This window comes from Serinibacter salmoneus (assembly GCF_002563925.1).
Classification (GTDB): Bacteria; Actinomycetota; Actinomycetes; order Actinomycetales; family Beutenbergiaceae; genus Serinibacter; species Serinibacter salmoneus.
The window spans coordinates 2,387,028-2,413,994 of the sequence record NZ_PDJD01000001.1 but is presented as its reverse complement, the minus strand read 5'-3'; the positions used below and the strand labels follow the sequence as shown (position 1 = coordinate 2,413,994).

Genomic DNA, 26,967 nt, shown 5'->3' with positions numbered 1-26,967 from the left:
GGATCGGCGCGATCGGGCGCGAGACGGTTGCGTTCCGGTGCCCGACTGGGGTGGCCTGGAGGGACCCCGACGAGAGGAGTTGCCCATGCTGACCCTGACCGACGACGCCGTGACGGCCGTCCAGGACATCGCCACCAAGGCCGACCTGCCCGAGGGCGGTGGCCTGCGGATCGCCCGCTCGCCCGAGGATGCGAACGGGATCGTGCTGTCCCTGGCACCCGAACCGGTGGACGGAGATCAGGTGGTGGACTCCGGCCCGGCCCGGGTGTTCGTCTCCCCGGACACGGCGCCGGCCCTGGACGCGCTCACGCTGGACGCGGACCTGAGCGCGCAGGCGCCCGCCTTCAGCCTGCACCCGACGCAGGCGTAGGGCGTCCGAGACGCTTCACGGTGGCCCGGGTGCGTTGCGCACCCGGGCCACCGGCATGCCCGGGCGCCGCGCCGTCGGCACCGCAGTGCCGGTGGACGGTCGGCAGGCACATAGGGTGGTCACACTCGATGGAGCGGAGGCGGCATGCATCACGGCGTTGACATCCCGGCGCGCACGGCGTTCGCATGGGCCGAGGACCTGCCGCGCTACGACTTCGGGCCCGGGCACCCGATGGCGCCGATCCGGCTCTCGCTCACCCGGGACCTCGTCAAGGCGCTCGCCGTCCCCGGCATCGTGGAGGTGGACCCCGTGCCGGTGGACGGCGAACTCCTCGCCACCGTGCACGACCCGGCCTTCGTCGCCGCCGTGCAGGACGCCGCCCGTGGGGACCTCACGCCGGACCAGGCGGCGGCGTTCGGCCTGGGGTCGCAGGACAACCCGGTCTTCCCCGAGATACACGAGGCAGCCTGCCGCATCGTGGGGTCCACGCTCGCTGCCGCACAGGCGGTGTGGCGCGGGGACCTGCCCCACGGCCTGTCGATCGCGGGCGGCATGCACCACGCGATGCCGGGACGCGCCTCTGGGTTCTGCGTCTACAACGACGTCGCCGTGGCCATCCGGTGGCTGCAACGCCAGGGGGCGCGCCGGGTCGCGTACGTGGACCTGGACGCCCACCACGGCGACGGCGTGCAGGCAGTGTTCTGGGACGATCCGGACGTCCTGACGATCTCGGTGCACGAGTCGCCGCTGACCCTGTTCCCCGGGACGGGGTACGCCAGCGAGACCGGTGGCCCGGGCGCCGAGGGCTGCGCGGTGAACGTGGCCCTCCCGGCCCGGACCGGGGGCGACGCGTGGCTGCGTGCGGTGGAGGCGATCGTGCCCCCGCTGCTGGCGGAGTTCGCCCCGGATGTCATCGTGAGCCAGCACGGCTGCGACGCCCATGGCAGTGATCAGCTCACCAACCTGCGGGTCAGCGTGGAGCACCAGTTGGCCGCTGCCACCATGATCCGGGACCTTGCCGCCGAGCACGCCGGCGGCCGGTGGGTCGCCACCGGCGGCGGCGGCTACACGGTGGTGGAGGTGGTGCCCCGAGTGTGGGCGGGCCTGGCCGCGATCAGTGCCGGGGTCGTCCCCGACCTCTCCCGCAGGCTGCCCGAGCGGTGGCGTGGCGCGGTGGAGAACCGGCTGCGGTTGCCGGCCCCGGAGTACTGGGGCGACGGCGTGCCGGTCACGCTGAGGCCGTTCTCGGCGGGCTTCGACCCCGCCGATGAGGTGGATCGGGCCATCATGGCCACCCGCAACGCGGTCTTCCCGGCCCACGGCATCGACCCCTCCTACTGACCGCTCCTCCTGACCGCTCCTACGGAACACCCCTCCTGGAGGCTCGGCCCGGACTGTCGTTGCCGCGCGCGTCCGAGCCGCAGGACGACGGCGGCCCGGACCACCGCTGGGGTGATCCGGGCCGCCGTTCTCGCGCGGGAGCGCGCGCAGGTCAGTCCTTCGCGTGCCGGTCCTCGCCGACGGTGAGGGACGCATCGCCGGAGGCGGTGTGACTCGGGTCCTGCGGGCCCCGGGGCTGGATGTGGCCGGGGTCCAGGACGCGCTGCACGTCCTGCGCGGTCACCGCGGAGAGTTCCCCGGTCGCGGCCTCGACGTACCACTCGGAGAGTTCCGGGTCCTCGGAGTCCAGCCACGCACCGGCGCCGGAGTCCGGCTCGGCCTCGGAGGCACCGAAGTAGAAGTCGTCGCCGTGCTCGGCGATGCCCTCCCGCACACCCTGGGCGATCGCGGCGCGCGCGTACTTGTACCGCAGCATGTACGGATCGGTGCGCAGGTCCTTGGCCCAGGCGATCATGATGCCGATCACCACGATCGCGAACGGCAGCGCGGAGACCACCATGATCGACTGCAGGCCGGAGAGCGCGTCCTGGCCACCGGCCAGGAGCAGCGAGCCGGCCACGAGGGCCAGCATGGCGCCCCACAGGATGGTCACCCAGGTGGACGGCTCGGGGCGGCCCTGCTGGGACATCGACCCCATCACGATGGAGGCGGAGTCGGCCGAGGTGACGAAGAAGATGATGATCGAGAGCATCGCGATCGCGGACGTCGCGGCGCCGATCGGCAGGTTGTTCAGCACCCCGAACAGGATCTCCTCACCGGAGCCGAGCGCGCTGATCCCCAGTCCCTCCATCTCCATCCACATCGCGGTGCCGCCGAACACGGCGAACCAGACCAGGCAGACGATGGAGGGGACGATGATGACGACGGTGACGAACTCGCGCAGCGTGCGACCGCGGGAGATCTTCGCGATGAACATCCCCACGAAGGGCGTCCAGGAGACCCACCACGCCCAGTAGAAGGTGGTCCAGCCCTGCATGAAGGCCGCGGCCTCCTCGCCCTGGTTCGGGTTGCGCACCAGCATGGTCCCGAGCTCATTGAAGAACTCCAGCAGTGCCGTGGGGATGAAGTTCAGCAGGAACAGGGTGGGTCCCACGATGAACACGAACACGCCGAGTGCGCCGGCCAGCGCCATGTTGATGTTCGAGAGCAGACGGATGCCGCGCTTGATGCCGGAGACGGCGGAGAGCACGAACAGCACGCCGAGCAGCGCCACGACGCCGATCAGGAAGCCGTTGCCCATCGGCCCCAGTCCGGTGACCACCTCGAAGCCGCGGGTGATCTGCAGTGTCCCGATGCCCAGGGAGACGGCGGTGCCGAACAGCGTCACGATGATCGCGAAGATGTCGATCACGGGGCCCACGACCCGGGAGGTGCCCTTGGAGAACAGCGGCTCGAAGATTGCCGAGATCAGCGGGGGGCGCCCGCGCCGGTATGCGCTGTAGGCGATGGCTCCGCCGACCAGGGCGTAGAAGGCCCAGGCGACCGGACCCCAGTGCAGCATCACCTGGGCCATGGCGGTCTGCATGGCATCGACCGTGCCGGGCTCGACATCGAAGCCGTAGGGCGGATCGAGGAAGTAGATCAGGGGCTCGTAGGGACCGTAGAACAACAGGCCGATGCCGATGCCCGCGGAGAAGAGCATCGCGATCCACGAGGTGGTGGAGAACTCGGGCTTCTCGTCGTCCGCCCCCAGCCGCACGCCGCCGGTGCGGCCGTAGCCGAGGACCAACATGAAGGCGGCGATGATGATGGCCAGGCCACCGAAGAGCCAACCGAAGTTACTGGAGACCCAGGCCAGGGAGGTCGAGCCGACCGCTGTGATGCTCTCCGGGTCGAAGACCGCCCACAGGATCACCCCGAGGGTCATGGCGGCCGCGACGGCGAACACGGTCCAGTTGGTCTGGAACTGACGACCAGTCTTCTCCACCCCGATGCCGGGGATGAGGGCCGGGTGGACCTTGCCGGGGGAGGTGACGACCTCCTTCAGGACCTCGGCGACCTTCTTGCGCTGCCCCTCCTGCGCGGGTCTCTTCATCTGATTGTCATGCTCCGATGACATGGCGTGCCTCTCGTGAGATGCGTTCGTGTCGTATGTCGCTAGTTGTGTAGGCGCGGCGAAATCGCTCGCCGCTATGAGCGCGCAGAACCATACCGGTATGGCCTTGGTCATCAATCGGTCAAGTGTGCGTGGTGGAGGGTTGCCGTGCTCCCCTCGAACCGCCTCGATGCGGCTCTTACCTGCGGTGATGTCGATCGCGGCGCCGGTGGCGCGCGGGCGCCGGGCTGACGCGCGACGGTTGTGGGAAATGACGAACTGGGCCCGTCTTGTCAGGAAACCCCGCCGAGGGTGCTCCTCGCGGATCGCGGCGCGAGCATGCGAGCCTGGGGCGTAGGATAGGCGGGATTGTGTTCCACGCGACGTCAGTCTGCTCCATCGGGCGTCCACTGTCGCGGTGGATCCGAGAAGCATCTGTCGACACGAGCGAGGTTCCCATGGGTTCCGTCATCAAGAAGCGCCGCAAGCGCATGGCGAAGAAGAAGCACCGCAAGTTGCTGCGTCGTACGCGTCACCAGCGCCGCAACAAGAAGTGAGGCGCGCGTCCGTGTGACGCCCGCGACGACGAAGGGCCCCGCCATCCGGCGGGGCCCTTCGTCGTCATGTCACCCGCCCGGGCGGGAGAGCGGGTGGTGCGTCAGTCGCGGAAGGTCTCGATGTGTGCACCGAGCTCGCGCAGACGGTCGGCGAGCTGCTCATAGCCGCGCGCGATGATGTCCACCCCGCGCAGCACGCTGGTCCCCTTCGCGGCGAGCATCGCCAGCAGGATCACGACGGCGGGGCGCAGCGCCGGCGGGCAGCTCACCTCGGCGCCGGACCAGTGGGTCGGGCCGGTGACGTCCAGGCGGTGCGGGTCCAGCAGGCGCACATTCGCGCCCAGCCGAGTCAGGTCGGTGAGGTGGATCGCGCGGGAGTCGTAGACCCAGTCGTGGATCGTGGTGTGGCCGGTGGCGCACGCCGCGATGAGCGCGAAGAAGGGCAGGTTGTCGATGTTCAGGCCGGGGAAGGGCATCGGGTGGATCTTGTCGATCGGCGCCTTCAACGCGCTCGGGTGCACCGTGAGGTCCACCAGGCGGGTGCGGCCGTTCAGCGCCGGGTACTCCTCGCTCAGCGTGTAGCGCAGCCCCATCTCCGAGAGCACCGCCAGCTCGATCTCCATGAACTCGATCGGCACCCGGGCCACCGTGATCTCGGAGTTCGTGACGATCCCGGCGGTGAGCATGCTCATCGCCTCGACCGGGTCCTCGGAGACCTGGTACTCCACATCGGCGTTGATCTCGCCCGCCCCGTGCACGGTGAGGGTGGTGGTGCCGATGCCGTCGATGCGGATGCCGAGCAACTCGAGGTAGAAGCAGAGGTCCTGCACCATGTAGTTCGGGGAGGCGTTGCGGATCTCGGTCACCCCTTCACGCCCGGCGGCGGCCATGATGGCGTTCTCCGTCACCGTGTCGCCCCGCTCGGTGAGCACCACACGCACCCGCTCGCCCGTGTTGGGTGCCACGGCCGCGTGGTAGACGCCCGCCGAGGCGGAGACGTCCAGGCCGAAGGGCCGCAGGGCGATCATGTGCGGCTCCACGGTGCGTGTGCCCAGGTCGCATCCACCGGCGTAGGGCAGGTCGAACGCGGGCTCCTGCCCCAGCAGCGGACCGAAGAACATGATGATGCTGCGGGTGCGGCGCGCGGCGTCGTTGTCGATCGCGCTCAGGTCGAGGTGCTCGGGTCGCACGATCTCGAGGTCGTGCCCGTCCTCGGACCACGTCACCTGCACCCCGATGGAGCGCAGGACGGCCACGATCCGGTCGACCTCCACGATGCGGGCCACGCGGCGCAGCACGGTGCGACCGCGGTTGAGCAGGGAGGCGCACAGGAGCGCGACCGCCGCGTTCTTGGAGGAGTTCACGGTGATCGTGCCGGAGAGCTGCTGTGCCCCGGTGACCCGCAGGTGGGTGGGCCGGGTGGTGCCGGCGAAGGGCAGCAGGTCGGCCTCGAGTGCCGCGTTGATGCGAGCGAGCATGTCGACCGAGAGGTTCTGGCTTCCCTGCTCGATCCGGGCGATGGCGCTCTGCGAGGTGGACAGGCTCTCGGCGAGTTGGGCCTGCGTGAGGCCCTTGTGCTGGCGGGCGCTGCGGATCAGCGTGCCGATCACGGCGAGCGGCGTGGTGTCGTCCTCAAGAGTCGTCATGCGCTCGATGGTATACCCCAGGTGAGATAACGGGCTGAAGAAATGTGGAGGTCATGCGTAGATTCGCACGTCTCCATGCCGGGTGTGATCTATCACGCCCCGCCGGGGCGCCGTGTTGCGCGGTGGAGCACGATGCCCGTGGCGGCGATCGCCGCCAGGACGGAGATCCGCAGCGCCGTGGAGGACTTCGACTCGTGGGTGTAGCGCCGGATCGGCCAGCCCTCGTGTTGTGCCACGCGTCGCAGCCGCCGATCCGGGTTGACCGCCACCGGGTGCCCGACCGTGCGCAGCATGGGCAGGTCGTTCGCGGAGTCGCCGTAGGCGCTGGATGTCGCCAGGTCCAGGCCACGCCGATCGGCCAGGTCCCGGATGGCTCGGGCCTTGGTCTCGCCGTGCATGAGGCTCCCCTCCAGGCGCCCGGTGTACCGGTCGCCCTCGACCTGGGCCACCGTCCCCAGTGCGCCGGTCGCACCCAGTCGCTTCGCCAGGAGTGAGCCCACCTCGATCGGGCTCGCGGTGACGAGCCACACCTCGTTGCCGGACGCCAGGTGTGACTCGACGATGGCGCGCGCCCCCGGGAAGATCCGGTGCGCCAGGGCGTGGTCGTAGGCGCTCTCGCAGACGGCGGCGAGCTCAGCGCGGGTGTGCCCGGCCACCATGCCGAGCGCCCGCTCCTGGATGCCCGCGAGGCGAGAGTTGCGCTCGCCGCGCAGGGCGTAGCGCAGGGCCTCGCGACTGATCGCGGCCAGGTCCTTGCGGTCGAAGAAGCCGACCTCGTGCATCTCTCGGGCGAGGTAGAAGGTGCTCACCCCGCGCAGCAGGGTGTTGTCGACGTCGAAGAACGCCGCCGCGGTGGCGCGCTGCGGGGGGTCGGCTCGGCGGCCGTCGGCGTCGGTCATCTGTCCAAGCCTAGGGGGTCGAGGGGGCGTGCGGGCGGCGCGCCGCGTAGGGTCGGGAGCGTGAACGAGCAGGCCGCGCCCGGCGGGATCGACGTGCGAGTACTCCTCCTGCAGCGACGCGGATGCCACCTGTGCCAGGAGGCGGCGCCCGACGTGGCGCGGGTGGCTGCCGCGGTCGGTGTGCGGTGGGCCGCGGTGGACGTCGACGACAATCCGGTGCTGCGTGAGGCCTTCGGTGACGCGGTTCCTGTGGTGCTGGTGGACGGTCGAGAGATCGCTCGCTACCGGGTGGTCCCGCAGCGGCTGCGCGAGGCCCTCGAGGGCTGATCGACCGGGCCGCTGCCGGCCGCGCTGGAGAACGCGCGCGGCGCCGGCGCCGGTCTCCCGGCACCGGCGCCGCGGCGCACGATCTCAGGCCTGCTTGACCGCGGAGATCTCGATGAAGATCTTCACCTTGTCGCCCAGCAGCACGCCGCCGCCCTCCAGGGGGGCATTCCAGGTGACGTTGTAGTCCGCCCGGGAGATCTCGGTGGTGGCGGAGAACCCGATGCGCTCGGCGCCGTAGGCGTCCTTGTTGGCGCCGTTGAACTCCACATCCAGTTCGACAGGCTTGGTGATGCCGTTGACCGTGAGGTCCCCGGCCAGGGTGAACTCCTCGCCGCTGCCGGTTGCGCCAGTGCTGGCGAAGGTCCATTCCGGCAGCGTCTCGGTGTTGAAGAAGTCCGAGGTCTTCAGGTGGCCGTCGCGCTGGGCGTTGCCGGTGTCCACACTGGCGGCCTGGATGGTGGCGTTGGCGGTGGAGTCGGCGAGGTTCTCGGCGACCACGATCTCGCCGGCGAACTGGGTGAAGCGCCCGCGGACCTTGGCGATGCCGGCGTGACGAATGGTGAACGCGACCTCGCTGTGCGAGGCGTCGATGGCGTAGGTGGCGGCGGGGATGCTCATGGTGTCCTCCGGTCAGAATTGGTTGAACAAGCAAGTGTCTACCACGTTGTCGTTGTAGAGACAAGTAAATGGATGGGGGCGTGGCCCGCCGCGCGACGGCGCTCTCCGGCCGGGGGGTGTCAGGATGACGTCTGGCATGGCATGAGACGGTTTGGCGCTCCCGGTTCGGCGGGGTCCCAACTGAATCCCATCGCGGGGCCTGGTCTCGACCTAGGCTCAGTCCCATGGAAGCGGAACGGGGGCGTTCGAGCGAGATCCGCTGGCTCGATCCCGATGAACAACGAGACTGGCGTGCCGCCGTGGTCGGCATGACGCACCTGCTCGCCGTCCTGAGCAGGGACCTGGAACTCACCGATGGCTTGTCCCTGCCGGAGTACGAGATCCTCGTGCGGCTCTCGGAGTCTGCGGACTGGACCCTGCGGATGTCCGAGCTCGCGGCGAGCCTCGCCCACACCCGAAGCCGTGTCACCCATACCGTCTCCCGACTGGAGACGCGTGGCCTCGTGCGCCGGCAGGCTGCGCGCCACGACGGCCGCGGCGTCGAGGCCGTCCTGACTGAGCGGGGTTACGCGACCCTCGACGTCGCGGCGCCCCATCACCTGGATTCGGTGCGCCATCACCTCGTGGACGTCCTCACGCGCGAGCAACTCGCGGCGCTCGGCGGCGCGATGCGCGACGTGCTCGCGGCGGCGGGCTCCCGAGCGGTGACCGCCGATCCCCGCACCGGGCGTCCGGTGCCTGCCGCGCAGGCCTGACCCAGCGTGCCCACCCCGACGCTGTGCGATCGGGTGGGGTCGGACACCCAGGGGAGTTTGCGACACTAGAGGAATGCCACGAACCCTCGTCCACGTCGTGCGGCACGGTGAGGTCCACAACCCCGACGGCGTGCTGTACGGCAGGCTGCCCGGCTACCGCCTCTCCGAGCGCGGTCTTGCCATGGCGCAGCTGGTCGCCGACACCCTGCACGACGGCGGCGCCCAGGTGCGCCTCGTCGTCGCCTCGCCGTTGCTCCGAGCCCAGCAGACTGCCGCGCCGATGGCGCGCGCCTTCGGCCTGGAGGTGGGGGTCGACGCCCGACTGCTCGAGGCCGGCAACATCCTTCAGGGGCGTCGACTCTCCGCGGGCGGCCCGACGGCTCTGCTCGCGCCCGATGTGCTGCGCCACCTCTACAACCCGTTCACCCCCTCCTGGGGGGAGCCGTTCACGCAGCAGCGCGACCGGATGATCGCCGCCGTGGCAAGCGCCCGTACCGCCGTGGACGCCGCCGGTGGGGGAGAGGCGGTGCTGGTCTCCCACCAGAGCCCGATCTGGGCGTTGCGCCGCGCGCTCCAGGGGCAGCCGCTGTGGCACGACCCCCGCACCCGGGAGTGCTCGCTGGCCTCGGTCACCACGCTGACGTTCGACGGTGCCACCCTGCTCACGCACGACTACGCCGAGCCGGCCGCCGCGTTGCTCCCGGAGAAGCCGGGGGTCGCCGGTGCCTGAACCACTGCGCACGCGTGCCCCACACCGGGGAGCGCGCCGCGGCCCGCTCGCCGTGCTCCCCGCCCTCATCGCCCTGGTCGCCGTGCCCCTGCTGGCGGGCTGCGCCCCCGAGGAGGCCGATCCCGCCGTCGCGAACGCGGGCTACGAGGCGGGGGACGGGTCCTACACCTCCTGGGGTCCCGGTGGTCGCGCTGATGCCATCGACCTGACCGCCACCACCTACGACGGCGAGGAGATCTCCCTCGCCGACCTGCGCGGTGACGTCGTGGTCCTCAACTACTGGTACGCCGCGTGCCCGCCGTGCCGGGTGGAGGCGGAGGACCTCGAGGCGATCTCGAAGGACTACGCCGACCAGGGCGTCACCTTCCTGGGCGTGAACGGCCGGGACGACGCCGCCACGGCCCAGGCGTTCAACGACACCTTCGGCGTCACCTACCCCAGCATCGACGACCGGGACGCCGCCGCCGTCGCCGCGATGGAGGGCGCCGTGCCGCTCAACGCGGTGCCCACCACCGTGGTGCTGGACACCTCCGGCAGGCCCGCGGCGCGGATCCTCGGGATCGCCGACGACGCCACCCTGCGCGGGATCCTCGACGACACCCTGGCCGAGGGCTGAGGTGGACCTGAGCGGACTGGGTGCCACCTTCAGCGACACCATCCTGTCCGGCCCCCTGCTCGCGGCGCTGCCCGTGGCGATCGCTGCTGGCCTGATCTCCTTCGCCTCGCCGTGTGTGCTGCCGCTGGTGCCGGGCTACCTCGGCTACGTCAGCGGTGCCACGGGCGTGGACCTGGAGAACCCCCGTGGTGCGCAGCGCGGGAAGCTGCTGATCGGCGTCAGCCTGTTCATCGCCGGCTTCAGCGTGGTGTTCGTCGCGCTCTCGCTCGTGTTCGTCCAGGTCGGCGCCGCCCTCGCACCGTGGCTCGACGTGGTGATGCGGGTGCTGGGCGTCGTCGTGATCCTCATGGGCCTGGCCTACCTCGGGTGGCTCCCGTTCCTGCAGAACGAGAAGCGCCTGCACATCCAGCCGCGGGCCAGCCTCGGCGGCGCGGCCCTGCTCGGCGTGACGTTCGGCCTGGGGTGGGTGCCGTGCATCGGCCCGACCCTCTCGGCGATCACCGTGCTCGCCCTGCCGACCGGCACCCCGGCCCGCGGCGCGATCCTCGCACTGGCCTACTGTGCCGGGCTCGGGGTGCCGTTCCTGCTCATCGCGATGGCGTTCCGCCGCAGCGCGCGCGCCCTGGGCTTCATGCGGCGCCACCGCCTGACGATCATGCGGATCGGCGGCGGGATGCTGGTGCTGCTCGGCGTGGCCCTCGTCACCGGCCTGTGGGGTCGGTTCGCCGGCCTCGTGCAGGGCTGGGTGGCCTCCTACGGATTGGTGGTCTGATGCGGTACCGACCCGAGGGCCTGGTCCAGGACCCCGACGCCGAGGACGGCCCACCCGGGCCCCGCGAGGACGCCGCGACGGCGGCGCCCGCCCGCTTCGGCCTGCGCGCCTGGCTGCGGTGGGTGTGGCGTCAGCTCACCTCCATGCGGGTGGCTCTGCTCCTCCTGCTGCTGCTCGCCGTGGTGGCCATCCCCGGCTCCTTCATCCCGCAGCGGGACCAGGCCCCCGAGGGCGTCGCGCAGTACTACGCCGACTACCCCGACCTCGCGCCGATCATGGATCGGTTCTCGCTGTTCGACGTCTACGCCTCGCCGTGGTTCGCAGCCGTCTACCTTCTGCTGTTCATCAGCCTCGTGGGGTGCATCGTGCCCCGCGCCGTGGATCACGCCCGGGCGCTGCGCACACCACCGCCAAAGGCCCCGCGCCGATTCACGCGGTTCGACAACCACGCCGCGTTCGTCAGCCCGCTCGGGGCGCCGCAGGCCGCCGACGCGGTCACCGGGGCGCTGCGCGGCTACCGGATCCGCCGCGAGGAGGCCGAGGGCGTCACCACCCTCTCGGCCGAGAAGGGGTACCTGCGCGAGGCGGGGAACATCACCTTCCACCTCGCCCTGGTGGGCCTGCTGCTCTCGGTGCTGTACGGCTCCCTCGTGCACTACCGCGGTCAGGTGATCGTGGTCGAGGGCGACACGTTCGCCAACTCCCGCCTCGCCTACGACTCCTTCGACTCGGGCGTCTGGTACGCCGACGGCGACCTCGACCCCTTCCGGATGACGCTGGAGGAGTTCACCGCGGAGTTCACCGACGCCGGCCGCGCGGTGGACTTCCAGGCGGATGTGACCGTGACCGAGGACGGCGAATCGCGCGCGGAGGTCATCCGGCTGAACGCCCCGCTGCGCGTGGGCGGCGCGGCCGTGTCCCTGCAGGGCAACGGGTACGCGCCCCAGGTGACCGTGCGTGACGGCAACGGCGAACTCGCCTTCTCCGGGGCGGTGCCGTTCGTGCCCGAGGACGACATCGGTTACACCTCCCGCGGTGTGATCAAGGTCCCGGACACCACCACCGACTACCAGGTCGGGCTCAACGGCTGGTTCCTGCCCACCGGCGTGGTGGACGGCGACCAGGCCTTCTCGCTCTCCCCGGACCCCGAGAACCCGATGCTCGTGCTGGACGTCTGGTACGGCGACCTCGGCCTCGACCTCGGGGTGCCGCAGAACGTCTACGAGCTCGACACCACGGCCATGACCCAGGTCACCGAGGAGGTCGAGGGCGGGCAGGAGCCGGTGCGCGTCATCGTCACCCTCGGCGAGACGGTCGACCTGCCCGAGGGCCTGGGCAGCATCACCTTCGAGGCGGTGCCGCGCTTCGCGGGCTTCGATCTGCGCTACGACCCGACACTCGGCTGGGTGCTGGCGTTCGCGCTGCTCGCGCTGGCGGGGCTGTGCGCCTCCCTGTTCCTGCCCCGACGGCGGGTCTTCGCCCGCATCGGCACCGACGGGCAGGGCCGTACAGTGGTGACGGCGGCGGCCCTCGCCCGCAACGACGACCCCGGACTCGGGCGCGAGTTGGAGCGGGTGCTGGCGCCGGTACGGCCCGCACCTGAGCAGGCGGTTGAGCAGGTTCAGGAGCACCAGGACGACGGCGGAGCCCCCGCCCGGAAGGACGTGTGACGCATGGGTGACCTCGGGCAGGCCAGCCTCTACCTCGTGACGGGCGCGATGACCGCCTACCTGGTCTCGATGATCGCGTTCGCGATCGACCTCACCGGCAAGGCGGCCTCACGCACACCCGCCCTGGTCGCCGCAGGAGCCTCCACTGCCCCGACGAGCACCGGCGTGGGTGCGCCCGACGCGCCGGAGGCGACGCCGTCGGGCAGGGTGCGCAAGGCCGCTCGGATCGGGATGTCCACCTTCTGGGTGGCCACCGCCCTGCTGCTCGCGGGCCTGGTGACCCGCGGGCTGGCTGCCGGCCGGGTGCCGTGGGCGAACATGTACGAGTTCACCCTCGTGGGCATCCTCGTGGCCTCCTTCGTGTTCCTCGGGATCCAGCGCACCCGCGACGTGCGCTACGTCGGCACGTTCGTGGCGGGCGCCGGGGTGGTCGGGCTGTTCCTCGCGCTCACGGTGCTCTACGTCGACGCCGAACCGGTGCAGCCGATCCTGGAGAACTACTGGCTCGTGATCCATGTGGCCGTGGCCACGGCGGGCATGGGGGTGTTCGGCGTCGGCGCCGTGTTCTCCGGCCTGCAGATCGCCAAGGACCGGGCCGTCACCTCCGGGAAGGAGCAGGGTCGCGTGCTCTCCTCCCTGCCCGCCGCCGACGTGATGGACCGCCTCGCCTACCGCATCAACGCCGTCGGGTTCGTGCTGTGGACCTTCACGCTGATCTCCGGCGCGATCTGGGCCGAGCACGCGTGGTCGCGGTACTGGGGGTGGGACCCCAAGGAGGTCGTCTCCCTCATCATCTGGGTGATCTACGCGGCCTACCTGCACGCGCGCGCCACCCGCGGCTGGGAGGGGCGCAAGGCCTCCTGGTTCTCCATCATCGGGTTCATCGCCACCCTGGTGAACTTCTACGGCGTGAACCTCTTCGTGAACTCCCTCCACAGCTACTCGGGCCTGTAGGCCGCGCGGGGCGCACGGGCGTCGAGGGGCGGGGACCCCCTCTGCCCGGGCGCTCGTTCCTCGCGCCCCACGCCCAGCCACTCCGGAGCGGGTCCCCGCCCCTCGACGGGCTGCGTCTCCCCCTCCGCGAGGTGGTTCTGCAGGTACCGCGAGGTGGTTCTGCAGGTACCGCGAGGTGGTTCTGCAGGTACCGCGAGGTAGGTCAGGGGCGGGGGTCGTCCGGGGAGGCGTCGGCGTCGTCGTTGCTCTCGCCGTTGGGTTCCTCCGCACCATCCTCAGGCGCCGCGCCCTCCTCGTTCTTCAGGCGCTCGGCGCGCTCACGTCGACGGCGTTCCTCCGCCAGGCGCTTGTCGATCCCCGCGAGGAACGCGGGGTCGTCGTCCGGGGGGAGCGGCGCGCTGCGGCGCCGGTTCGAGCCGCCGTTGCCTCCCTCGCGCGAGCGCAGGAGGAGCCAGACCACGGCGTAGACCACGACGCCGATGATCAGCAGGAGCAGCAGTGCGCGGAGCATCCTTCGATCCTACGACGACCGGCTCGGAGTGAGACAGGTGCGGGACTACCCTGGTGGCGTGCCACTCCTTCGCTACACCCTGCTCCGCCTCGCCGTCCTCGTGCTCGCCTGCGGGCTCACCTGGCTGCTCGGACTGCGTGGCTGGTTGTGGATCGTGGCGGCGGTGCTCATCGCTGGAGCGGTCTCCTATCTCGTGTTGCCACGGCAGCGGGTGGCCGCTGTCACCGCGCTGGAGAACCGCGCTGCCACGCGCAAGCGTGCGCAGCGGCGGGATGAGGACGCGGACGCAGAGGACGCGGCGATCGACGGTACCGAGGGCTGAGCGACGCCGGTAGCGATCAGGCCAGCGCGCCAGGCTGGGTGCTCCACCACAGGCCCAGGGCGAGCGCCACCGAGACCATCAGCTCCAGGCGGCCCACGTCACGCAGCACGGCGATCAGTGCCTGACCCTCAGCGCCCGCCCGCACGATCTGCCCCAGCCGGATCGCCGGTCCCAGCGCCGTGAGCACGAGGATCGGCGCGAACCGCAGCGGTACCTCCGCGCCGCCGACGGCGATCATGCCCAAGGCCGCCACGAACGGCACCAGCAGCGTGCCCGCGAACACCGCGCGCGCCCGTTCCTCCCCGAGGCGCACCGCCAGGGTGTGCTTGCCCGCGGGCGCGTCGGTGCGGACATCGCGGATGTTGTTCACCATCAGCAGCGCGCACGCGAGCGATCCGATCGCGATTGCCCCGAGCCATGCTCCCGCGCTCACGGTGCCCGCCTGGGCGTAGGTGGTGCCGGCGGTGGCCACGAGCCCGAAGAACACGAACACCATGACCTCCCCGAGCCCGAGGTAGCCGTAGGGGCGCCTGCCGCCGGTGTACCCCCAGGCGGCGACGAGTGACACCGCGCCGACCACCAGCAGCCACCACCGCTCGGTGTAGGCGCACAGGGCCACGCCGATCAGGGCGGCGGCCAGGCCCGAGAGCAGCGCGGCACGCTTGACGGCCGCAGGGGAGGCGGCGCCGGAGCCCACTAGGCGCATCGGGCCGGTGCGGACCTCATCGGTGCCGCGCACGCCGTCGGAGTAGTCGTTGGCGTAGTTCACCGCCACCTGCAGCGCGAGCGCGAGGAGCGCGCACAGCAGCGCGGCGAGAGGATCGACGGCGTCGAGCCCGGCGGCGGCGCCGGTCCCGACGATGACGGGGGCGACGGCGGCGGGCAGGGTCTTGGGGCGTGCGCCCTCGACCCACTGGGAAGCGGTGGCCATGATGCCCGAGCCTAGTTCGTCCGCTGCGACTCCTCGTCGCGCGGCGCCGAGACCTCGGCCGTGACGTCCTCGCTGGCCGCCCTCGACTCGCCCTGGAGGCGCGCGACGGCGTAGGCGGCCACCGCGCGGCGGTCCACCTTCCCGGGACCCCGGGTGGGCAGGTGGTCGGTGACCAGGACCTCCTGCGGCGCCCAGCCGCGGGGCAGGGCAGCGGCACAGACCGCACGGACGTCATCCGGCAGGCTGCCCGCGGAACCTGTCAGAGCGTGCGGCGTTGCTGCGGGCACCACGACCGCCACGACCCGCTGCCCCCACTCGGGGTCGGGGACGCCGACCACGCACGCCTCCGCCACCGAGTCCAGCCGCGTGATGACGTCCGCCACCTGGTGGGGGTCCACGTTGAGGCCGCCGCTGAGGATCACCTCGTCGATCCGACCGAGCACGCGCAGGCGGCGCACGCCGTCGGCCCCGCGTTCCCAGCGGCCACGATCGGCGGTGACGACCTCGCCATGGAAAGGGAGCAGGGCGCCGTCGGAGGCGAGGCGGCCGAGCGCGACCTGGGGGCCGCGCAGCACGATCCGGCCCGCGCCGTCGCGGTCCGGGTCGATCAGGTCGGCGCGTGCCGCGCCCACGGGGACGCCGTCGTAGAGGCACCCGCCACACGTCTCGGTCATGCCGTAGGTGGTCACCACGGCCAGGCCGGCCGCGCGGGCCTGCTCCAGCATGGCCGGGGGCGTCGCGGAGCCGCCGACCAGGATGGCCTCGAACCCGGCGGCGGACTCGCGTGCCGCGGGGTCGCTCAGTACCCGGCGCAGCTGGGTCGGCACCAGGGAGACGTAGCGGCGCGCTCCCGGTGCCGTGGCGGCCAGTCGCTCCGCGTCCCGGACGAAGGAGTCGGGTCGGAACGGCCCGGGGGCGGCGTGCGTGACGGGCCCGCCGCCGAGCAGTCCGCGCGCCAGCACCATGAGGCCGGCGATGTGATCCGGGGCGAGGGTGAGCAACCACGCGCCCGGCCCGCCGAGGGCCTCCTGGGTCGCCGCGACCGAGGCGCGGATCGCCGAGGCAGTGATCGCGATGCGGTCGGGCCGTCCGCTGGTGGAGCCCGAGGTGGCGACCAGCACGGCGGCCGGCGCAGCGTGACCGGCGGGATCCCGTGGCACGAGCTGTGGAGTCCTGCCGGTGAGGTCCAGGGTGCCCTCCCCGGCCAGCGCCGCGGCCAAGAGATCCCGCAGGCCCCGGTCGGCAGCCCGGCCGGGCGCGGAGGTGGGGAGATCGTGCGGCACACCCCCAGAGTAGGTGTGGCCCGGCCATCGTGGTGGCACAGTGGGGTGATGTCCTCCCCCGGGGTCGGCCGCATGGGCGCGGCCGCGATCGCTGCGCTCCTGCTGGCCGCCTGCGCACCGGATCCCGTGGTGGTGCAGCCCACCGATCCCGCCACCACCGTGCAGCCGGACACCTCCGTGGAGCGCAGCGCGGCTCCCGAGCCGGTGGTCCCGGACTCCTGGCCCCTGACCGGCATCGAGGGGGAGGTCACGGCGCGGGTGGCGGTGGCGGTGAAGATCGAGAACTCCTCCGCGGCGCGCCCGCAGAGCGGCCTGGAACACGCCGACGTGGTCTGGGAGGAGATGGTGGAGGGCGGCATCACCCGCTTCAACGCGGTGTTCAACTCCTCGATGCCGGAGGGCATCGGGCCGATCCGCTCGGTGCGCCCGATGGATGCGGCGATCGCCGCGCCCTTGCACGGCCTGTTGGCGTTCTCCGGCGGCCAGGGCGTGTTCATCGATCAGATGATCGACGCGGGGCTGCAGGTGTTGGACAACGACGCCGGTGATCCCGGCATGTACCGGGTGTCCTTCCGGGCGATGCCGCACAACGTCTACGGCGACGTGCCGGTGATGGCCGACGCCGCGCACGCGGACCGCGCGGTGCCCCCGCCGCAGCAGTTCGCGTTCACCTTCGGGCAGCAGGAGCCGAGCGCCGCGGCGGGTTCCCCGACCGCACGGATCGACCTAGGTTTCCCCGCGGCCTCTCCGGGGTGGGAGTGGTCGGCTGGGGAGTCGGCCTGGCTGCGCAGCGAGCGAGGCGCACCGAGCTACTCGGCGGACGACGTGCGGCTCTCCGCCGCCAATGTGGTGGTGCTGCGGGTCCGGGTGACCAACGACGGCGGCGTGGATCCCGCGGGCAACCCCATCCCGGTGACCCACCTGGAGGGTGAGGGGGAGGCATTGGTGGCCTCCGCCGGGCGGTCCATCGAGGCGAGGTGGACCAAGGGGGCGGCCGATGAGGTGCTGGAACTGGTGGACGGCGAGGGCGAGGAGGTGCTGCTCGAACCGGGCACGACCTGGGTGGAGCTGCTCCCGCTCGAGTCCTCGATGTCGGTGTCCTGAGCGGCGGGAGCCGGTCGCACCGCCCGGTGCGGACGGCGCACGTTGACGATGAGGATGCCCGCGAGGACCGCGAGGATGCCCAGGCCCTGCCGCAGCGTGAGGGTCTCGTTCGCGACCAGCACGCCGAGCAGGACCCCGGTGACGGGGTTGAGCAGCCCGATCACGCCGACGGTGGCGGCCGGCAGCCGCTGCAGGCCGCCGAACCAGGCGAGGTAGGCCACGGCGGTGGCGATGAGGCTGATGTAGGCGAATCCGGCGACGGCGGGGCCGTCCAGGGCGGGCGGCGCACCCTCGATGAGCAGTGCGGTGGCGAGCAGGATCAACCCGCCGAGCGAGACCTGCCAGGCGGTGACGGTGCGCACGTCGTGCTCGCCCCGCCAGCGCTGGGAGAGCACAGCCCCGACGGCGTTCATCGCCATCGCGGTCACGGCCGCCAGGACCCCGAGGACGGGGGTGTCGGTGGTGGCGGCGCCCACGATCGCGAGCACGCCGACCACCCCCATGGCCGCACCGGCGGCCGCTCGCAGGGTGGGGTGGACGCCGGTCAGGGCCCACGCCGCGGCCATCATCGCGACCGGCGCGGCGGCCATGATGCTCGAGGCCATGGAGGAGGGCAGCAGGAGCGCCGCGAGGTAGATCAGCGGGAAGAACGCCGCGACGTTGAGGACGCCGAGGACCGCGGCGCGCCACCACCAGCGCCCGCGGGGGAGTGTGCGCACGAGGAGCATGAGCAGGATGCCCGCGGGCAGGGCGCGCAGGGTGGCACCCCACAGCGGCTGACCGTCCGGGAGCAGCGAGGAGGTGACCACGTAGGTGCTGCCCCACGCGATGGGCGCGATCGCCGTGATGGCGGCCCACCGCATGGTTTCCGCGGAAGATGTTTCCATGGAAGGGACTCTATCTTCCGGGGAAGATAAGATCAATCCATGAGCGACACCCGGCCGCCTGGCGCGGCGCACGGCGACGCCGGTGGTGACCACGTGGACTCCATCCAGGCGCAGTGGCGCCGCGCCCGCCCGGACCTGGACCCCTCACCGCAGGGCGTGATCGGGCGGGTGTCCCGCCTCGCGGACTACCTCCAGGGCGAACTCACCCCGGTGTTCGCGCGCCACGGCCTCGGCGAGGGCGAGTTCGACGTCCTCGCCGCGCTGCGCCGCTCGCAGGTCGAGCGGATGTCCTGCTCCCAGATCGGGGAGCGCACCATGGTGACCTCCGGCGCCGTCACCAAGCGACTGGATCGGTTGGAACGCGCCGGGCTGGTGGCCCGGTTCCGCAGTGAGAGCGACGGCCGCGGCCGCGACGCCGCGCTCACCGCCCGCGGCCGCGAGGTGATCGACGCCGCCTTCACCGAGCACATGGCCAACGAGCACCGGTTGCTCGCGGACCTTCCCGATGCCGACCGCGCCGCGCTGGAGCGGATCCTGCGCGCATGGCTGCTGCGCGTGGAGGACTGACCACTCGGGCGGGGCGGGCGCGTCCGGGCCTCGCCCTCGCTCAGGGAGGTGGGGCACGCCGGATCGCTCAGAAGGCGTAGGGGAAGCCGCTCCAGTCCGGTTCCCGGCGCTCCAGGAACGCATCGCGCCCCTCGGCGGCCTCGTCGGTGCCGTAGGCCAGTCGCGTGGCCTCCCCGGCGAACACCTGCTGACCGGCCATGCCGTCATCGGCGAGGTTGAAGGCGAACTTCAGCATCCGGATCGCCTGCGGCGACTTGGTCGCGATCGTCGCGGCATACTGCAGCGCCACGTCCTCCAGGTGGTCGTGGTCCACCGCCTCGTTCACGGCGCCCCAGCGCTCGGCTTCCTCGGCGCTGTAGCGCCGAGCGAGGAAGAAGATCTCGCGGGCGCGCTTGTCCCCGACCTGCCGCGCCAGCAGCGCCGAACCGTACCCGGCGTCGAAGGAGCCCACGTTGGCGTCCGTCTGCATGAAGGCGGCGTGCTGGCGGCAGGCGAGGGAGAGGTCGGCGACCACGTTGAGGCTGTGCCCGCCGCCCGCGGCCCAGCCGTCCACGACGGCGATGACCACCTTGGGCATGGTGCGCATCAGTCGCTGCACCTCCAGGATGTGCAGGCGCCCGGCGCGCGCCGGGTCCACGGACTCCGAGGTCTCCCCGCCGTCCTCGACGGCGTACCGGTAGCCGTCGCGACCACGCACCCGCTGGTCGCCCCCGGAGCAGAAGGACCAGCCGCCGTCCTTGGGGCTGGGGCCGTTGCCGGTCAGCAGCACGGCGCCCACGTCGGAGGTCATCCGCGCGTGATCGAGGGCGCGGTAGAGCTCGTCCACCGTGTGGGGGCGGAAGGCGTTGCGCACCTCGGGGCGGTCGAAGGCGATCCGGACCACCGGGAGGTCGCGTGGGCCGGCGGTGTCCTCGCCGCCACCGGGCGCGATGCCGCGGTGGTAGGTGATGTCGGTGAAGTCGAAGCCCTCCACGGTGCGCCACCGGCGGGGGTCGAAGGAACTCGCTGTCTCGCTCACGCCCCCAACGTACTGCGCTTGCACCACACCACACGGCACCGCACCCTCACCCTCGCCGACCGTGTGATTGCGCAGGGCTCCGGTGCCGCGAGCCTGCGCAAGAGCACGCTCGGCGCGGGCGTGGGTGCGCAAGGGCACGGTCGGTGGGGGTGGGTGTGCGCAAGGGCACGGTCGGTGGGGGCGAGGTGGGCGGGTGGTGGGACGCGGGGGATCTAGGCTGAACGGGTGTCCGACTCCCCGCTGGTCTACTCCACCCCGCTGCGCAGCAGGTTCCGGGGACTGACCACGCGGGACGGTGTGCTGCTACCCGGCGTGGCCGGCTGGGGAGAGTTCTCCCCGTTCTGGGACTACGACGCCCCCACCAGCCTGCCGTGGCTGCGCGCCGCCCTCGAGACCGCCGAGCGCGGCTGGCCGCGGCCGCTGCGCGATCGAATCCCCGTCAACGTCACGGTGCCCGCCGTCGGCCCCGAGCGCGCGCACGAGATCGTCACGCGATCCGGCGGGTGCACGACGGCGAAGGTCAAGGTGGCCGAGCGCGGCCAGTCCCTGCGGGAGGCCCAGGCCCGGCTGGAGGCGGTGCGGGACGCCCTGGGTCCCGCCGGCCGCATCCGCATCGACGCCAACGCCGGCTGGGACCTTGAGGAGGCGCTCGCTGCGCTGGCGGTGCTGGACCGCGCCGCCGGTGGCCTGGAGTACGTGGAGCAGCCGTGCCCGAGCGTGGCGGACCTCGCCCACGTGCGCCGCGCGCAGCACGTGCCGGTGGCCGCGGACGAATCCATCCGCCGCGCCGAGGACCCGCTCGCGGTCAAGCGCGCCGAGGCCGCCGACATCGTGGTGCTCAAGGTCCAGCCGCTCGGCGGCGTCCGGGCCTGCCTCGACCTCGCCGAGCAGGTGGAGCTCCCGGTGGTGGTCAGCTCGGCGCTGGAGTCCTCCTTCGGGATCGCCGCGGGGCTGGCGCTGGCCGCCGCGCTGCCCGAACTGCCGCACGCGTGCGGGCTCGCCACCGTGCACCTGTTCGAGCGGGACGCCGCGACCACCCCGCTGCTGCCGACCGACGGAACCCTCCCGGTGCTGGGTGCGGGCGACCTCACGCCGCGCGAGGGCCTCGCCGGGAGCGTGGACCCCGATGGGCATCACCCCGGAGAGGTCGACCCCGCGCTGCGCCGCGCCTGGCTCACCCGGCTGCAGGAGGTCCGCGCGCTGGCGGGTGAGGGCCGTGGGTGAGCCTCGTGAGGGCGCCGCCCGCCCGGCCTCCCAGGCGCTCGCCGAGGAGACCGTCGCGGCCCTCATCGCCGGCGGCGTGACCGACGTGGTCCTCGCCCCCGGCTCCCGCAGCGCCCCGATGGCCTACGCCCTCGCCGCCGCGGAGTCCGGCGGCGCGATCCGGCTGCACGTGGTGATCGACGAGCGAGCCGCCGGCTTCACGGCCCTCGGTCTCGCCGCCGCCACCACGCGACCCGTCCCGGTGGTGGTGACCTCGGGCTCCGCCGTCGCGAATCTGCACCCCGCGGTGGTGGAGGCCGGGCACCAGCGCGTGCCGATCCTCGTCGTCTCCTGCGACCGACCCGCCGATCTCGTGCGTCGGCACACGAGCCAGACCACCGAGCACCGCGGCATCTTCGGCGAGGGTCGGGCGCATGCCCATCCCCGCGCCTTCGCCCAGGTGAGCGACCCGGGCGAGGTGACGGGCGCCGTCGGCCACCTGCTGCGCGCCTCACGGGAGGGTTCGCCGCTGGGGGCGGGGCTGCTCACGGGAGCCGGGCCCTGCCACCTCAATCTCCGGTTCGCCGATCCCCTCGTGCCCGCCGTCCCGGCGCGGGAGTGGCCGGGCGCCGGGGAGCGCGCGTGTGCGGCCACCGGGCCGGGTGCGCCCGCCGCAGACGGTGCGGCCGACGCCGCCGAGCCCGGCCCGGACGCCGCCGGCCTGCTCTACCTCGTGGCCGACGGCGCCCCCGCATGGCCTGCCCTGGCCGAGGTCGGCTGCCCGGTGCTGGCCGAACCGACGGCGCAGCCCGGCCTGGGTCTGGGCGCCTCGCCGGTGCTCCTGGACGCCCTGGGGGAGGAGGTCAGCGACGTCGTCGTGCTGGGACGCCCGACGCTCTCGCGCCAGCAGACCCGGCTGCTGGGGCGCGCGCGGGCGCGGATCGTGGACCCGCCGGGGCAACGGGCCTGGTTCGATGCGCCCGGCGCCGAGCACGGACCGACCGCGGGAGCCCGGCAGGGTGCGGACGGGGCGCGGGGCACCGAGTGGTCCGAACGCTGGCTCGCGGCGGATCGGGCGGTCCAGGGTGACCTGGACGCCGAGCTCCAGTCCGCCCTCACCCGGGGCGTCCAGCCCGAGGGCTGGGTGGTGGCGCGGCTGGTGAGCCGCGCCGTGGCGCGGGACGGTGGCGTGCTGCTGGCCGGGGCGTCGATGGCGATCCGGCAGCTCGACCTGGCCGGCGACCGGCGCGCCCGCGTGGTGGCCAACCGGGGCGTGGCGGGGATCGACGGCAGCGTGAGCACCGCGATCGGGCACGCTCTCGCCCGGTGTGAGCCGGCCGCGGGGGAGCGCACGGGCACTGCGGCGGGACGGGGCCCGGTGCGTGCCCTGCTCGGCGACCTCACGCTGCAGCACGACCTGGGCGGCCTCGTGCGGGGGAGCCTGGAACGCGCGATCGACCTGCAGGTGGTGGTCCTGGCCGACGACGGCGGCTCCATCTTCGCCACCCTCGAGCACGGCCGCCCCGAGCACGCCCGCGTGCACGATCGGGTGTTCGCGACCCCGCAGCGCCTGGACATCGGGGCGGCTGCCCGCGCGGCGGGCGCGTCCCACACCCAGGTGCGCACGACGGCGCAGCTCGCCGAGGCGCTCGCGGCACCGGTGCGCGGGTTGGGGATCGTGGAGGTGCGACTGGAGCGCGCGGGCGCGGCCGAGCGGCGACGGACCCGTCACGCGGAGCTGGTACGGATCGCGGCGGCGGCCGCCGAGCACTGAGGCAGCCGGTTCCCAGGTTTCTCCCAGCCTCGCCCCAGGCTCGGCCCAGATCCGCTTGATTCACTTCGTGGCAGTTGACCAGACCCAGTTCCACGGAGGACACGATGAGCGAGTTCACCCGCCGCCCCGACCAGGACCCGCAGCCCGAGCAGCAGCCGCACGCTCAGGGTCCCGCGCAGCATCCCGCGCAGGATGCCAGGCAGGATTCCACGCCGGCCGCCGCCCCCTCCGTCGCGGACGTGACGGCGCAGCAGCCGGCTGCCGCCGACCCGAACCCCACCCTGCGCATCCCCGTCTCGCAGCGACCCACGTTCCAGGCCGGTGCCGCCTATGCGTGGCCGCAGCAGCAGGGCCAGGCGCAGGGCCCGCACTACTCCCCGCAGCCTCACGCGGGTCAGCCTCAGGCCGGGCAGCACTACGCCGGTCAGCCCTACACGGGGGGAGCGGGCGGGAACTCGGCCGACCAGTACGCGGCCTACGGCCAGTACGCCCAGCAGTCCCACCCGCAGCACGGGTACGCCCCGTCCGGTGACGCACACACCCAGGCGGAGGGCGCGGCCCCACGTCGCACCAAGCAGCGCCGCCAGTGGCCCGCCGTCGCGGCGGCCGCGGGCCTGGCCGCCGTGCTCGCCTCGGGTGGCACGGCCCTGGCCACCGGGGCGTTCTCCGACACCACCTCCTCTGGCGTGTTCTCCTCCCTGGGGACCACCCAGCAGGTCGCTGCCGCGCAGAGCGAATCGGTGCAGTGGCAGGCACTCGCCTCCCAGGTGCGCGACTCCGTCGTGGCCATCCAGGTCGTGACCGCCAACGGTGAGGGGGCCGGATCGGGCGTCGTCATCGACGCCGAGAACGGATACGTCGTCACCAACGACCACGTGGTGGGCGACGCCTCCACCGGTGGCATCTCGGTGCTGCTGGCCGACGGTGAGATCATCGAGGCCACCATCGTGGGCACGGACCCCACCACCGACATCGCGGTGATCCAGCTGGCCTCCGTGCCCGAGGACCTCGCCGAGGCGGCGTGGGGTGACTCCTCCTCGGTGCTCGTGGGCGAGGACGTGATGGCCGTCGGCAACCCGCTGGGCCTGGCGAGCACCGTGACCACCGGCATCGTCTCCGCCATCGACCGCCCGGTCTCCACCACGGGCGAGTCCTCCACGACCGCCGTGGTGACGAACGCGATCCAGATCGATGCCGCGATCAACCCGGGCAACTCCGGCGGGCCGCTGTTCAACACGGCCGGGGAGGTCATCGGCATCAACTCCTCCATCGCCTCCACCTCCGAGGACGCGGGCAGCATCGGGCTGGGGTTCGCTATCCCCTCCAACCAGGCCAGCGACGTCGCCGAGCAGCTCATCGCGACCGGCGAGGCCGAGCACGCCTTCCTCGGCGTCACGTTGAGTGACGGCACCGCCACCGCGGACGGCGTCACCCGCGCCGGTGCGGTGGTGCAGAGCGTCTCCTCCGACACGCCCGCGGAGGCGGCCGGGCTGCGCGCCGGCGACGTGATCGTCGGCATCAACGCCAAGACGGTCGAGGGGGCGGAGTCGCTGACCGGCTATATCCGGCAATTCTCCTCCGGCGACGAGGTCACCCTCACGGTGGTGCGCGATGGCGCCGCGATCGACGTCACCGCCTCGCTCGTGACGATCCCCGCCGACGACGTGGCCACCGAGGGTGACACCGAGACGCAGGACGGGTACTCGGGCCAGGCGCCCGAGCAGGGTCAGCTGCCCGAGGGGCTGGAGGGCCTGGAGGGCCTGGAGGGCCTCGAAGGGCTCGAGGGCTTCGGCGGCCTGCCGTTCGGCGGCCCCGGCGGCAACGGCTGAGCGCCCGAAGGCGGGCTCAGCCGAGCAGGGCCTGACGCATCGGCTCGAGCTTGGCCTCGGTCTCGTCCAACTCGGCGCGCGGGTCGGAGGCCGCCACGATGCCGCACCCGGCGAACAGGCGGATCCGCCGCGCGTCCTCGCGGTCGATGGAGCCGCACCGCAGGGCGATGCAGAACTCCCCGTCCCCGTCGGCCCCGAGCCAGCCCACCGGCCCCGCGTAGCGACCGCGGTCCATCCCCTCGATCTCGCTGACGAGGGAGACCGCCACGGCTCGCGGCGTGCCCCCCACGGCCGCCGTGGGATGCAGGGCGGCGGCCACCCGCAGCACCGAGGGGAAGCGGCCCTCGCCGTCCGCCTGCAGCACCCCGGTCACGTCGGTCGCCAGGTGCATCACGTTCGGCAGGTGCAGCACGCTGGGGACCTCGGGGACGTTCGCGCTGGCCACGAACGGCTCCAGGGACTCGGCCAGCGACGCCACCGCGAACTCGTGCTCCTCCAGGTCCTTGGAGGACCTGGCCAGGGCGGCGGCGTGCGCGAGGTCGGCCTCGTCGTCGCCCGTGCGGCGGATCGTGCCGGCCAGCACCCGCGAGGCGACCAGGCCGCGCTCGCGTCGGACCAGGAGCTCCGGGGTGGCCCCGACCAGGCCGTCGACGGCGAAGGTCCACGTGGTGGAGTAGGCCTGCGCGAACCTCGCGGCGAGCACCCGCACATCCAGCGGCTCCGCGGAGGTCGCCCATACGTCCCGGGCGAGGACGACCTTGTGCGCCTCGCCGTCGCGGATGCGCGTGATGGCCCCGGCCACCCGGCGCATCCACTCCGCGGCCGTCAGGGAGCCCTCAGACCAGGTCACGTCGCGGGGGTGGGTGAGCGGCTCGACCACGGCGTCGGTGGCGTCGGTGGCATCGGTGGCGTCGGGGCCTGGGTGTGCTGCGCCGTCGGGTGTGATCGTGGTGACCCACGCGCGCATCCCGGCGGGCGTGTTGCGGCGCCCCACGACCACCCGGGGCACCACCAGGCCGCCCGGGCGGGTGGTGTGGTCGTCGAAGCCGAAGGCGCCGAGCGCGAGCAGTCCGCTGCCGGGCAGTCCCACCGCATCGGTGACCTGGGCGCTGGCGGTGACGGCCGACCACCACGCATCGGCGTCGAGCATCCGGCCGGCACCCTCACCCTCGAACCGGGCGGCCTCGCCCCAGGCGACGAAGCCCTCGCCGCGGCGCACCCAGGCCAGCGCGCCCTCGGGGTGGGGGAGGGCGGCGATCAGGTCCCCGGGGTCGGGGATCTCGCGGGTGGCGACGGTGAGGACGGGCGCGCTGGTGGCGCTCGTGACGGGTGCGGACATCGCTCCTCAGCCTACGCCGCCCGCCGCCGACCGCCCGCTGGATGACACCGGCCGGGGCATGGCGTGCCGACCCGGGGGCATCCGGTGGGATGATCGGAGCATGGCTCGCGCTCAGCTCGACAAGGACCCCACCGCCGTCGCCGGGATGTTCGACGGCGTGGCCCGCCGTTACGACATCACCAACGATGTGCTCTCGCTCGGCATGGACCGGCTCTGGCGCCGCGCCACCGTGGCCGCCATCGACGCCAGGCCCGGCGAGCGGGTGCTGGATCTCGCGGCCGGCACCGGCACCTCCAGTGCCGTGCTGGCCGATCGTGGCGTGGACGTGGTCTCCTGCGACTTCTCCACCGGGATGGTGCTGGAGGGCAAGCGCCGCCGCCCGGACCTGGCATTCGTGGCCGGCGACGCGACCGCGCTGCCCTTCGCCGATGACTCCTTCGACGCGGTGACCATCTCCTTCGGCCTGCGCAACGTCAACCCCGCCGTGCAGGGCCTGACGGAGATGCTGCGGGTCACCAAGCCGGGCGGGCGCCTGGTCGTGTGTGAGTTCTCCACGCCCCCCGCCGCCTGGTTCGGCGCGCTCTACCGCTTCTACCTGCACCGCGTCCTGACGCCGATCTCCCGTGCGGTGAGCTCGGAGCCGGAGGCCTACGACTACCTCGCGGAGTCGATCATCGACTGGCCCGATCAGGCGGGGGTCGGCGCGATGCTGCACGAGGCGGGCTGGCGCTCGGTGGGCTACCGCAACCTCACCGGCGGCATCGTGGCGCTGCACCGCGCGCAGGTGCCGACCGCCTGACGCGCGGCCGGCCGCGGCGACGGCGCCGCCGCCACGGCCGACGAGTCCGG

At 72.7% G+C, this 26,967-nt stretch carries 26 protein-coding genes and 1 pseudogene; 17 read left to right on the top strand and 10 right to left on the bottom strand.

What is annotated here, in order from left to right; all coding sequences use genetic code 11:
• Window positions 1–85 precede the first annotated feature (85 nt).
• Together ATL40_RS10800 and ATL40_RS10795 are read left to right on the top strand one after the other, a co-directional pair.
• Window positions 86–370, top strand: coding sequence for a Fe-S cluster assembly protein HesB (locus tag ATL40_RS10800; RefSeq protein ID WP_098469531.1), 285 nt, complete (start codon window positions 86–88; stop codon window positions 368–370).
• A 144-nt stretch (window positions 371–514) separates the two neighbouring features.
• Window positions 515–1,711 carry an acetoin utilization protein AcuC gene (locus ATL40_RS10795; RefSeq protein ID WP_098469530.1) on the top strand — a complete coding sequence of 399 codons (1,197 nt, stop codon included), beginning with the start codon at window positions 515–517 and terminating at the stop codon, window positions 1,709–1,711.
• Window positions 1,712–1,862: 151 nt separating this feature from the next.
• On the opposite strand, the gene ATL40_RS10790 is transcribed toward ATL40_RS10795, so the two are convergent.
• Window positions 1,863–3,806, bottom strand: coding sequence for a BCCT family transporter (locus ATL40_RS10790; RefSeq protein WP_245867022.1), 1,944 nt, complete (start codon window positions 3,804–3,806; stop codon window positions 1,863–1,865).
• Between the two features lie 458 nt (window positions 3,807–4,264).
• Here ATL40_RS10790 and ATL40_RS10785 point away from each other — a divergent pair, with 458 nt between their 5' ends.
• Complete coding sequence (locus tag ATL40_RS10785; RefSeq protein ID WP_012085056.1) at window positions 4,265–4,363, top strand: 30S ribosomal protein bS22; 99 nt, start codon at window positions 4,265–4,267, stop codon at window positions 4,361–4,363.
• A 101-nt stretch (window positions 4,364–4,464) separates the two neighbouring features.
• On the opposite strand, the gene ATL40_RS10780 is transcribed toward ATL40_RS10785, so the two are convergent.
• Both ATL40_RS10780 and ATL40_RS10775 read right to left on the bottom strand, forming a co-directional pair.
• Window positions 4,465–6,009 carry a helix-turn-helix domain-containing protein gene (locus ATL40_RS10780; protein WP_098469528.1) on the bottom strand — a complete coding sequence of 515 codons (1,545 nt, stop codon included), beginning with the start codon at window positions 6,007–6,009 and terminating at the stop codon, window positions 4,465–4,467.
• Between the two features lie 92 nt (window positions 6,010–6,101).
• Window positions 6,102–6,908: an HAD family hydrolase gene (locus ATL40_RS10775; RefSeq protein ID WP_098469527.1), complete on the bottom strand. Its 807-nt coding sequence runs from the start codon at window positions 6,906–6,908 to the stop codon at window positions 6,102–6,104.
• Window positions 6,909–6,968: 60 nt separating this feature from the next.
• Between ATL40_RS10775 and ATL40_RS10770 the strand changes: the two genes are divergently transcribed.
• On the top strand, window positions 6,969–7,235 hold the full coding sequence (locus ATL40_RS10770; protein WP_098469526.1) for a glutaredoxin family protein: 267 nt from the start codon (window positions 6,969–6,971) through the stop codon (window positions 7,233–7,235).
• Between the two features lie 84 nt (window positions 7,236–7,319).
• Here ATL40_RS10770 and ATL40_RS10765 read toward each other — a convergent pair whose 3' ends face one another.
• Entirely contained in the window at window positions 7,320–7,853 is a 534-nt protein-coding gene (locus tag ATL40_RS10765; RefSeq protein WP_098469525.1) for a YceI family protein, read from the bottom strand.
• A gap of 224 nt (window positions 7,854–8,077) precedes the next feature.
• On the opposite strand from ATL40_RS10765, the gene ATL40_RS10760 reads away from it, so the two are divergent.
• The 6 genes from ATL40_RS10760 to ccsB all read left to right on the top strand — a co-directional run bounded on the left by ATL40_RS10760 (window position 8,078) and on the right by ccsB (window position 13,350).
• On the top strand, window positions 8,078–8,608 hold the full coding sequence (locus ATL40_RS10760; protein WP_098469524.1) for a MarR family winged helix-turn-helix transcriptional regulator: 531 nt from the start codon (window positions 8,078–8,080) through the stop codon (window positions 8,606–8,608).
• Window positions 8,609–8,681: 73 nt separating this feature from the next.
• Complete coding sequence (locus tag ATL40_RS10755; protein WP_098469523.1) at window positions 8,682–9,338, top strand: histidine phosphatase family protein; 657 nt, start codon at window positions 8,682–8,684, stop codon at window positions 9,336–9,338.
• The gene (locus tag ATL40_RS10750) at window positions 9,331–9,954 is read left to right on the top strand and encodes a TlpA family protein disulfide reductase (protein ID WP_245867019.1); all 624 of its coding nucleotides are present in this window, start codon (window positions 9,331–9,333) and stop codon (window positions 9,952–9,954) included. The genes ATL40_RS10755 and ATL40_RS10750 overlap by 8 nt, the downstream gene beginning before the upstream one ends.
• Before the next feature lies 1 nt (window position 9,955).
• Complete coding sequence (locus ATL40_RS10745; protein WP_169925943.1) at window positions 9,956–10,726, top strand: cytochrome c biogenesis CcdA family protein; 771 nt, start codon at window positions 9,956–9,958, stop codon at window positions 10,724–10,726.
• Window positions 10,726–12,396, top strand: a complete 1,671-nt coding sequence (gene resB / locus ATL40_RS10740) for a cytochrome c biogenesis protein ResB (protein WP_098469521.1) — start codon at window positions 10,726–10,728, stop codon at window positions 12,394–12,396. The genes ATL40_RS10745 and resB overlap by 1 nt, the downstream gene beginning before the upstream one ends.
• 3 nt (window positions 12,397–12,399) lie before the next feature.
• Window positions 12,400–13,350: a c-type cytochrome biogenesis protein CcsB gene (gene ccsB / locus ATL40_RS10735; RefSeq protein WP_098469520.1), complete on the top strand. Its 951-nt coding sequence runs from the start codon at window positions 12,400–12,402 to the stop codon at window positions 13,348–13,350.
• Window positions 13,351–13,552: 202 nt separating this feature from the next.
• Here the strand turns inward: ccsB and ATL40_RS15215 are convergent, their stop codons facing one another.
• Window positions 13,553–13,861, bottom strand: a complete 309-nt coding sequence (locus tag ATL40_RS15215; RefSeq protein ID WP_211283107.1) for a hypothetical protein — start codon at window positions 13,859–13,861, stop codon at window positions 13,553–13,555.
• Window positions 13,862–13,919: 58 nt separating this feature from the next.
• Here ATL40_RS15215 and ATL40_RS10725 point away from each other — a divergent pair, with 58 nt between their 5' ends.
• Window positions 13,920–14,183: a DUF4229 domain-containing protein gene (locus ATL40_RS10725; RefSeq protein WP_245867017.1), complete on the top strand. Its 264-nt coding sequence runs from the start codon at window positions 13,920–13,922 to the stop codon at window positions 14,181–14,183.
• Window positions 14,184–14,199: 16 nt separating this feature from the next.
• On the opposite strand, the gene ATL40_RS10720 is transcribed toward ATL40_RS10725, so the two are convergent.
• Window positions 14,200–15,114 (bottom strand): 1,4-dihydroxy-2-naphthoate polyprenyltransferase, encoded by a 915-nt coding sequence (locus ATL40_RS10720; protein ID WP_098469517.1) that lies wholly within the window; start codon window positions 15,112–15,114, stop codon window positions 14,200–14,202.
• Window positions 15,115–15,125: 11 nt separating this feature from the next.
• Window positions 15,126–16,397, bottom strand: a complete 1,272-nt coding sequence (locus ATL40_RS10715) for an AMP-binding protein (RefSeq protein ID WP_169925942.1) — start codon at window positions 16,395–16,397, stop codon at window positions 15,126–15,128.
• A gap of 48 nt (window positions 16,398–16,445) precedes the next feature.
• Here ATL40_RS10715 and ATL40_RS15460 point away from each other — a divergent pair, with 48 nt between their 5' ends.
• Window positions 16,446–17,501, top strand: coding sequence for a DUF3048 domain-containing protein (locus tag ATL40_RS15460; protein WP_245867015.1), 1,056 nt, complete (start codon window positions 16,446–16,448; stop codon window positions 17,499–17,501).
• A gap of 101 nt (window positions 17,502–17,602) precedes the next feature.
• Here the strand turns inward: ATL40_RS15460 and ATL40_RS15455 are convergent.
• Window positions 17,603–18,364 (bottom strand): annotated as a pseudogene (locus tag ATL40_RS15455) (DMT family transporter); the annotation flags it as partial.
• 63 nt (window positions 18,365–18,427) lie between these two features.
• Between ATL40_RS15455 and ATL40_RS10700 the strand changes: the two are divergent.
• Window positions 18,428–18,955 (top strand): MarR family winged helix-turn-helix transcriptional regulator, encoded by a 528-nt coding sequence (locus tag ATL40_RS10700; RefSeq protein ID WP_098469513.1) that lies wholly within the window; start codon window positions 18,428–18,430, stop codon window positions 18,953–18,955.
• A 67-nt stretch (window positions 18,956–19,022) separates the two neighbouring features.
• On the opposite strand, the gene ATL40_RS10695 is transcribed toward ATL40_RS10700, so the two are convergent.
• On the bottom strand, window positions 19,023–19,973 hold the full coding sequence (locus ATL40_RS10695) for a 1,4-dihydroxy-2-naphthoyl-CoA synthase (protein WP_245867014.1): 951 nt from the start codon (window positions 19,971–19,973) through the stop codon (window positions 19,023–19,025).
• A gap of 225 nt (window positions 19,974–20,198) precedes the next feature.
• Between ATL40_RS10695 and ATL40_RS10690 the strand changes: the two genes are divergently transcribed.
• The 3 genes from ATL40_RS10690 to ATL40_RS10680 all read left to right on the top strand — a co-directional run bounded on the left by ATL40_RS10690 (window position 20,199) and on the right by ATL40_RS10680 (window position 24,779).
• Window positions 20,199–21,197, top strand: a complete 999-nt coding sequence (locus tag ATL40_RS10690) for an o-succinylbenzoate synthase (RefSeq protein WP_098469512.1) — start codon at window positions 20,199–20,201, stop codon at window positions 21,195–21,197.
• A complete protein-coding gene (menD, locus tag ATL40_RS10685) occupies window positions 21,190–22,950 on the top strand; it encodes a 2-succinyl-5-enolpyruvyl-6-hydroxy-3-cyclohexene-1-carboxylic-acid synthase (protein WP_169925941.1) in 1,761 nt (586 codons plus the stop codon). Before ATL40_RS10690 ends, menD begins: the two co-directional genes overlap by 8 nt.
• 104 nt (window positions 22,951–23,054) lie before the next feature.
• Window positions 23,055–24,779, top strand: coding sequence for a S1C family serine protease (locus ATL40_RS10680; RefSeq protein ID WP_098469510.1), 1,725 nt, complete (start codon window positions 23,055–23,057; stop codon window positions 24,777–24,779).
• Between the two features lie 16 nt (window positions 24,780–24,795).
• Here ATL40_RS10680 and ATL40_RS10675 read toward each other — a convergent pair whose 3' ends face one another.
• Window positions 24,796–26,118 carry an isochorismate synthase gene (locus tag ATL40_RS10675; RefSeq protein WP_098469509.1) on the bottom strand — a complete coding sequence of 441 codons (1,323 nt, stop codon included), beginning with the start codon at window positions 26,116–26,118 and terminating at the stop codon, window positions 24,796–24,798.
• Between the two features lie 100 nt (window positions 26,119–26,218).
• Here ATL40_RS10675 and ATL40_RS10670 point away from each other — a divergent pair, with 100 nt between their 5' ends.
• Window positions 26,219–26,917 carry a demethylmenaquinone methyltransferase gene (locus ATL40_RS10670; RefSeq protein WP_098469508.1) on the top strand — a complete coding sequence of 233 codons (699 nt, stop codon included), beginning with the start codon at window positions 26,219–26,221 and terminating at the stop codon, window positions 26,915–26,917.
• Window positions 26,918–26,967 lie beyond the last annotated feature (50 nt).